The sequence below is a fragment of the Sphingopyxis sp. LC363 genome (assembly GCF_000756385.1).
In the GTDB taxonomy this organism is placed as follows: domain Bacteria; phylum Pseudomonadota; class Alphaproteobacteria; order Sphingomonadales; family Sphingomonadaceae; genus Sphingopyxis.
In genome coordinates this window covers 1-6,792 of sequence record NZ_JNFC01000058.1, presented here as the reverse complement: position 1 = coordinate 6,792, position 6,792 = coordinate 1, and the positions used below count along the sequence as shown (strand labels likewise).

9 protein-coding genes are annotated in these 6,792 nt (G+C 65.6%); 5 read left to right on the top strand and 4 right to left on the bottom strand.

Features of this window, described 5'->3' with window-relative positions; translation table 11 throughout:
* On the top strand, nt 1–910 hold a 910-nt coding region (locus tag FG95_RS17575; protein ID WP_152567701.1), incomplete at its 5' end, for an LPXTG cell wall anchor domain-containing protein.
* Between the two features lie 101 nt (nt 911–1,011).
* On the opposite strand, the gene rplL is transcribed toward FG95_RS17575, so the two are convergent.
* The 3 genes from rplL to FG95_RS17560 all read right to left on the bottom strand — a co-directional run bounded on the left by rplL (nt 1,012) and on the right by FG95_RS17560 (nt 3,181).
* Complete coding sequence (gene rplL / locus FG95_RS17570) at nt 1,012–1,389, bottom strand: 50S ribosomal protein L7/L12 (protein ID WP_037557545.1); 378 nt, start codon at nt 1,387–1,389, stop codon at nt 1,012–1,014.
* A 96-nt stretch (nt 1,390–1,485) separates the two neighbouring features.
* Nucleotides 1,486–2,001, bottom strand: a complete 516-nt coding sequence (rplJ, locus tag FG95_RS17565) for a 50S ribosomal protein L10 (protein WP_037557541.1) — start codon at nt 1,999–2,001, stop codon at nt 1,486–1,488.
* Between the two features lie 337 nt (nt 2,002–2,338).
* Entirely contained in the window at nt 2,339–3,181 is an 843-nt protein-coding gene (locus FG95_RS17560) for a class I SAM-dependent methyltransferase (protein ID WP_037557544.1), read from the bottom strand.
* A gap of 70 nt (nt 3,182–3,251) precedes the next feature.
* On the opposite strand from FG95_RS17560, the gene FG95_RS17555 reads away from it, so the two are divergent.
* The 4 genes from FG95_RS17555 (at nt 3,252) to FG95_RS17540 (ending at nt 5,119) form a co-directional block, all read left to right on the top strand.
* On the top strand, nt 3,252–3,677 hold the full coding sequence (locus FG95_RS17555; RefSeq protein ID WP_037557540.1) for a helix-turn-helix domain-containing protein: 426 nt from the start codon (nt 3,252–3,254) through the stop codon (nt 3,675–3,677).
* A gap of 91 nt (nt 3,678–3,768) precedes the next feature.
* Nucleotides 3,769–4,374: a PadR family transcriptional regulator gene (locus tag FG95_RS17550; protein WP_443027709.1), complete on the top strand. Its 606-nt coding sequence runs from the start codon at nt 3,769–3,771 to the stop codon at nt 4,372–4,374.
* Nucleotides 4,374–4,703 (top strand): DUF2218 domain-containing protein, encoded by a 330-nt coding sequence (locus FG95_RS17545; RefSeq protein WP_037557539.1) that lies wholly within the window; start codon nt 4,374–4,376, stop codon nt 4,701–4,703. The genes FG95_RS17550 and FG95_RS17545 overlap by 1 nt, the downstream gene beginning before the upstream one ends.
* A gap of 173 nt (nt 4,704–4,876) precedes the next feature.
* Nucleotides 4,877–5,119, top strand: a complete 243-nt coding sequence (locus FG95_RS17540; protein ID WP_235211612.1) for a zf-TFIIB domain-containing protein — start codon at nt 4,877–4,879, stop codon at nt 5,117–5,119.
* 39 nt (nt 5,120–5,158) lie between these two features.
* Here the strand turns inward: FG95_RS17540 and FG95_RS17535 are convergent, their stop codons facing one another.
* Nucleotides 5,159–6,559 carry an amino acid permease gene (locus tag FG95_RS17535; RefSeq protein ID WP_037557538.1) on the bottom strand — a complete coding sequence of 467 codons (1,401 nt, stop codon included), beginning with the start codon at nt 6,557–6,559 and terminating at the stop codon, nt 5,159–5,161.
* Nucleotides 6,560–6,792: the final 233 nt, after the last annotated feature.

Below are 6,792 nucleotides of genomic sequence, written 5' to 3'. Positions count from 1 at the left end.
GCTCCTCGAACCAGGCGCCCCGGCCCCGGTTGCCGCGCCGCAAACCGCAGAGCCCCCAGCCACCCAGCCGCCGGCGCCGAAGCCGGTGATCCGCGTGCCGCTGGAAATCGAGCCGGCTGAAGCCGCTCCCGCGCCGAAGGCGGCCGAGCGGGCCGAGCCCGCCCAGCCCAAGAGCGAACGCGCCGCGCCGCGCACCCGGACGGCCGCCGCTCCGGTAGCTTCGGAGCCGGCCCCCGAGGCCCTTTCGGCCGATGCCGCGCCCTTGGAAGACATCGCCCCCGTCGCCGCGCCGATGACCGCCGCTGCCGAACCGGCGGCCGAGGTCGCGCCGCCGCCGCCCTTCGAAACCGCCACCACCGGCGGCAGCGATTTTCCCTGGGAGTTCGCTGGCGGTGCAGCCGCGCTGCTGATCGCTGGCGGTGCCGGCCTGGCCTTTGCTCGCCGTCGGCGCAACGAGCGCGCGTTTGCAGACCGCGCTTATGATGATGAGCCGGCGATCGCTACGACGCCGGTCACGGCCGAAGCGCAGCCCGCCGAGGCGCAGGCCTGGATTACCCCCGCCTATGTTCCCCGCGAACGCGTCGAGGCGCCGCGCACCACCCCGGCCTTCGCTGCGGCGCCGAGCGGCAGCATGGGTCGCCATGAAGCGATGGCGCTCGCGGGCCCGACGCCCGACAATCCCTTTGCGACGCTCAGCAAGCGTCTCAAGCGCGCGCGCTTCCTCGATCGTCAGGAACGCACCGCTTACGACGAAACGCTGGCCCAGCAGCAGGATATGACGCGCAAGCCCGTCAGCGCATGGGAAATCTCCCAGCGCCCGGCGACCCCGCCGGAGCAAAAGCAGGAGGTTCGCCGTCCCGAGCCTGGCCGTGGCAACCCCGGTCTCCGTCCCGGCTTTGCCCGCAACTGACGGGAAATCCCGCGCCAGATGAAAAAGGGCGGTGCCTCGCGGCACCGCCCTTTTCTTTTCGCTGGTACCGGCCGGCGAACCAGCCGGAACCGCGAACCGAATTACTTCAGTTCGACGGTCGCGCCGGCAGCTTCGAGCTTCTTCTTCAGCTCTTCGGCTTCCGCCTTGCTGGCGCCTTCCTTGACGGCCTTCGGCGCGCCTTCGACGAGCGCCTTGGCTTCGCCCAGGCCCAGGCCGGTGATCGCACGGACTTCCTTGATCACGTTGATCTTCTGGCCGCCGTCACCGGTCAGGATGACGTCGAACTCGTCCTTCTCTTCAGCGGCGGGAGCAGCGGCGCCCGCGCCACCCGGAGCGGCAACCGCAACGGCAGCAGCGGCCGAAACGCCCCACTTTTCTTCGAGCAGCTTCGAAAGCTCGGCAGCTTCCAGAACGGTCAGCGCCGAAAGGTCTTCAACGATCTTTGCAAGATCAGCCATTTTCATTCTCCATCAGAACCGGGAAAGCCCGGTGAATTGTTACGTTTACGCTTTGGACCCCGGATCGAGTCCGGGGCGACCGGCGAGCCGGTCGGTTTATGCCGCTTCCTTGGCGCCATAGGCACCAAAGACCCGCGCCAGCTGACCGGCCGGGGCTGCCGCAATCTGGGCGACCTTGGTGGCCGGAGCCTGGAGCAGGCCGACAAGCTTGCCACGCAGTTCGTCGAGCGACGGCAGCGATGCAAGCGCCTTCACGCCATTCACGTCGAGGACCACATCCCCCATGCCACCACCAACGATTTCAAGCTTGTCGTTGGTCTTGGCAAATTCCACCGCGATCTTCGCAGCCGCGACCGGATCGGTCGAAGCGGCGATTGCCGTGGGGCCGGTCAGCAGGTCGCTGATACCGGTGTAGGAGGTGCCATCGAGCGCGATCTTGGCCAGGCGGTTCTTCGTGACCTTGAAGCTTGCACCCGCGGTCCGCATCTGCTCGCGAAGCACCGTCGACTGGGCGACGGTAAGACCCAGGTTGCGAACAATCACAACCGAGGCGGCATTCGACAGCGTAGCGTTCAGCGAGGATACGGCTTCGGCCTTTTCAGCACGATCCATGCCTGTTTCTCCACTCATGCCCGGATGCACATGCGCCCCTGCCCAAAGACAAAAGCGTGCGCGGCCGGGCCGCTAACACACGCAAAAGCCATGCGAGCCAAAGCTCGCCTGTCCTTCACGCAACGATGTCCGATGGGGTCGGTCAAGCCGCGTCACCTGGGCGTGCCAAGCGGGCGACCGAATAAGACTGTTCCCCGTCTCGGCTGGAAATTAAGAAGGGCATATTCCCTTCACCAACTGTCTCGGACGGAGCTGTCACGGCCGAAACCGCGACAACACGGCCGCGCTCATAGCGGCGGCGCGTGTAGAGTCAAGCTTTCCTTGGATCCTCCGCGGCTCAGGCGCGCGCGCGGATCGACCAGCAGGCGGCACGGACATGCACCGTGTCACCGTCGATATAGCGATCGAACGCCGGCAGCACCTTCGCCACTATCGCAGCCCGTTCTGCCGGATCGGACTGCGCCAGAAACAGCCCGAGCGGTCCCATCTTGGCGACATAGTCGGCAAGCGCAGACGTCGGTAGGGTGCAAGCAAAATCGATGGGTTCGATCACGATGTCCGACCATCCGGCATCCCACAAAAGCCCCAGGACGCGCTCATCGCTGGCAAAGGCAAACTGCCCCGGCGCATCCGGATCGGGCGCCGGCATCGCCGGCAGAAAAGACTCTGCGGCACGCCAGGAGGCGGTCATAAAGTCGTTCTCCCGTGGGCTGCGCCACGCGATCGCCTGGAGCAGCCCCTTCGGGACCATTGCTGCGCGGATGTTTGCGAAAGCGGCGACGCTGTCTGAAAAGAACATCACTCCGAAGCGGGAAATCGCCATGTCGAACGCTGCGGCAGGAAAATCATATATCTCGGCGTCCCCCTCCTCGAAGCGCACCGGCAGTCCTTCGACGGCCCCGCGCGCTCGCGCCCGGGCGATCATCGGGGCGGAAATGTCGACACCCAGAACATCCCCTCCGACGCCAAGCCACGGCGCAGCCGCGAGCGCGGTCGCGCCGGTTCCACAACCGATGTCGAGCAGGCGGTGCGGGCTCGCCGCGGCGACCGCATCGGCCAGATAATCGGCGACCGGCGCGAACAAAGCGTCGAGCATCTGCTGTTTCGCTACCCATGTTTCTCCCGCAGGCCCGTTCCAGAGCGCGGGCTGGTCGATGGGGGCGATTTTCACGTCGGTCATGATGATCTTTTCCTTGTCTTGGCGAATCGATCCCGCCATTCTGCCACTTCAAGTCGACTTGAGGTCAAGCATGACTGCACTGGACATTGCCGAAGTTGCCCGACGCTCTGGAGTTCCGGCATCAACGCTACGCTATTATGAGGAAAAAGGCTTGATCGCCTCGATCGGCAGGCGCGGGCTGCGGCGCCTGTTCGATCCCGCGATTCTCGATCGGCTCGCGCTGATCGCGCTTGGCCGCGCCGCCGGTTTTTCGCTCGACGAGATGGCGGGCATGTTTACGCCCGAGGGCGCACCCAGGATCGACCGTGCCACGCTTGCGACGAAGGCCGACGACATCGATCGCACGATCCGCCGCCTCGTGGCGATGCGCGACGGGCTTCGCCATGCGGCCGCATGCCGCGCGCCAAGCCATATGGAGTGCCCGACATTCCGCAAAATATTGAAGGCTGCTGCCGACGGGGCTTTCACGCCGCCCGCGAACCGCATCAACCGCTGACTAATTCTTAATACCAAAGACAATCCGGCCTCTTGTCAAAACTAATATAAGATATATCTTAGATACATCTAATCGTACGAAGGAGTTTAAGATGCGACATGGAATGAACCGGCACGGGTGCGAAGAGCGCCATGCCATCCGCGCGATGCGCCACGGTATGCACCGTGGCGGTCGCGGTTTCAGTGGTCGCGGCTTTGGCGGGCGCCACGGCCATGACGACGATGGCGGCGCACGGCGCCGGCGGGTGTTCGACAGCGGCGAGCTGCGACTCGTGCTGCTCAAGCTGATCGCCGACGAGCCGCGCCACGGCTATGACCTGATCCGCCAGATCGAGGAGCTGACCGGAGGCGCCTATGCGCCGAGCCCCGGCGTGATCTATCCCACCCTCACCCTGCTCGACGACATGGGACTGATCGAGGCGCTGCAGAGCGAAGGCGCGAAGAAGCTGTTCGCGATCACCGACGCCGGGCGCACCGAGATCGAGGCCAACGTCGCACTCGCCGAACGGCTGATCGCACGCCTGACCGAAATCGGTGAGGAACGCCAGCGCACCGACAGCGCCTCGGTCCGCCGCGCGATGGGCAATCTGAAGGCCGTGCTGATGAACCGGCTGGGCGAGCGCGACCTCCAAGAAGCGACGCTGCACGAGATCGTCGCCCTGATCGACGAGGCGGCGCAGAAGATCGAGCGTCTGTGATGACGCCGTCCTCTTTTGGCTTGATCGCCCAAGTCCCGACCGCCCACGCGAGCAAATATCTGCAGCAGTTGTGCAAGCATTGGCAACACAATTTGGCGGTCGAGTTCACGCCCGAGCATGGCACCGTTACCTTCCCCAAGGATGCGCGCGGCGCCACCTGGACGGGCGATGCGCTCGTCACCTTCGATGCGGGCATCGACACGCTGTCGGTCCGTATCGACGCGAGCAGCGACGCGCACGCCGAAGCGATGACGGGCGTCGTCGCACGCCACCTCGACCGCTTCGCCTTTCGCGAAGCCCCGCTGGCGTTCGACTGGAAACCCGCCTGAAACCCGGCCCGCTCCGCCACCCTGGCCGGAGCGGGCCTTGCGCCCTTGCGGAACGCAAGCCCGCGATGGCACGTTGGACCAGCGCCGCCCCCGTTGGCGCCGTTACAAAGAAAGGAATATCCGTGCCCGAGCCCCAAGGCCTGCTTTGCCCGACCTGCCGCGTGAATTTGACGATGTCGGAACGGCAGGGGATCGAGATCGATTATTGCCCGCAATGCCGCGGCGTGTGGCTCGATCGCGGCGAACTCGACAAGATCATCGAGCGCAGCGAAGCAACGAGCGCCCCCGCCCCGCGCGCGTCGGCCCCTCCCCCGCCGCAGCCCGAATATCGCGAGCGTGGCTATGACGACCGCCATTATGGCAAGCCGTACAAGAAGAATTACAAGAAGAGCTTCCTCAGCGAATTGTTCGACTAAAAGTCGTCGCCCCCGGGAAGGCGGGGGCGACGGATGCCGCTAGCCCACCACCGCATTTCGGTGCGCGTAGAGGAAATAGACGCCGAGGCCTCCGATATTCCATAGGGCGAACCAGAGCTGCGTCTGCACCGGCAGGCTGAAGAAGAGATAGATGCAGCCGAGTACGGCGATGCCGCCGACCACCCATGGCAGCGGCGCGCGGAAGGTGCGCGGTGCGTCGGGCGCGCGGCGGCGCATGATCAGCATGCACACCGACACCGCGGTGAAGGCGGCGAGCGTTCCGGCGTTGGCGAGCGCGGCAAGTTCGCCGAGCGGAATGAAGCCCGCGAGCACCGCGACGACGATCGCGGTGAAGATGGTGATGCGTACGGGCGTGCCCCGCGCAGAAAGCTTCGCAAGGCCCGCAGGCAGCAAGCCGTCGCGCGCCATGGTGAAGAAGATGCGGCTCTGCCCATAGAAGAAGGCGAGGATCACGGTCGGCAGCGCGATGACCGCCGAGCCAGCGAGATATTGCGCGGCGAGCGGACTGCCGAGTTCGCGCAGGATCAGCGCGAGCGGTTCGGGGCTGTTGGCGAAGCGCGTATAGGTGATCGCGCCCACCGCGGCGACCGCGACGGCGATATAGATGGCGACGCAGGCGATCATCGAGCCAACGATGCCGATCTTGAGGTCGCGATCGGGATTCTTCGCTTCCTCGGCCGCGGTCGCGATCGCGTCGAAGCCGTAGAAAGCGAAAAAGATGATCGCCGCCGCCGCCATCACGCCGCGCTCGACGCCGTCGGGGCCCATATGCTTCGCGAAACCATAGGGGCTGAACGGTTCGAGATTGGCGGCGTCGAACGCGGGCAATGCGACCGCGACGAACACGACAAGCGCGGCGATCTTGACCAGCACGAGCAGCGCGTTGAGCGTCGCGCTCTCGCGCGTGCCGACGAGCAGCAGTCCCGCGACCACCGCGATAATCGCGATCGCCGGCAGGTTGACGATGCCGCCAAGCTCCGGCCCTTGCATCAACGCCATCGGAAAGCCCGCCCACGCCTGGAGCAGCGGCGCGGCATAGCCCGACCAGCCGACCGCGACCGCGCTGACGACGAGCGAATATTCTAGGATCAGGCTCCACCCGACGATCCATGCGATGAGTTCGCCGATCACGACATAGCTATAGGTATAGGCGCTGCCCGAGGCGGGAATCATCGTCGCCATTTCGGCATAGGCGAGCGCGGCGCAGGCGCAGATCAGCCCGGCGATGGCGAAGGAAAGGATGACCGCCGGCCCCGCCTTGTCGGCGCCGACGCCGATCAGCGTCAGGATTCCCGTGCCGACGATCGCGCCGACGCCGAGTGCGATCAGATGCGGCCAGCCCAGCGTTCGCGCCAGTGCCTGCTCCCCCTCCTGCCGTTCCGGCACGATCGGTTTGCGGCGAAACAGGCTGTCGGTCATGCGGCGGGCTCCCCCTTGGGATCTGGATATATTTGGGCTGCTTGTAAGGGCGTGGGGGGTGAGCGCAAGACGTGTGGTGGAAGCGGGAGCCGGTTAGTGGCGGATGACGGCTTTGGGGTGGTGAGCTGACGTTGCGGCAATTTAGCCCCTCCCCTTCAGGGGAGGGGCAACGCAGACTTGGCAGCTTGCTGCCTAGTCGTAGTGGGGTGGGGTCTATCGGCCTTGCGCAAGGC

Coding starts and splice junctions, on each gene's coding strand:
- rplL (WP_037557545.1), bottom strand. CDS start 1,389: ATGGCTGATCTTGCAAAGATCGTTGAAGACCTTTCGGCGCTGACCGTT.
- rplJ (WP_037557541.1), bottom strand. CDS start 2,001: ATGGATCGTGCTGAAAAGGCCGAAGCCGTATCCTCGCTGAACGCTACG.
- FG95_RS17560 (WP_037557544.1), bottom strand. CDS start 3,181: ATGACCGACGTGAAAATCGCCCCCATCGACCAGCCCGCGCTCTGGAAC.
- FG95_RS17555 (WP_037557540.1), top strand. CDS start 3,252: ATGACTGCACTGGACATTGCCGAAGTTGCCCGACGCTCTGGAGTTCCG.
- FG95_RS17550 (WP_443027709.1), top strand. CDS start 3,769: ATGCGACATGGAATGAACCGGCACGGGTGCGAAGAGCGCCATGCCATC.
- FG95_RS17545 (WP_037557539.1), top strand. CDS start 4,374: ATGACGCCGTCCTCTTTTGGCTTGATCGCCCAAGTCCCGACCGCCCAC.
- FG95_RS17540 (WP_235211612.1), top strand. CDS start 4,877: ATGTCGGAACGGCAGGGGATCGAGATCGATTATTGCCCGCAATGCCGC.
- FG95_RS17535 (WP_037557538.1), bottom strand. CDS start 6,559: ATGACCGACAGCCTGTTTCGCCGCAAACCGATCGTGCCGGAACGGCAG.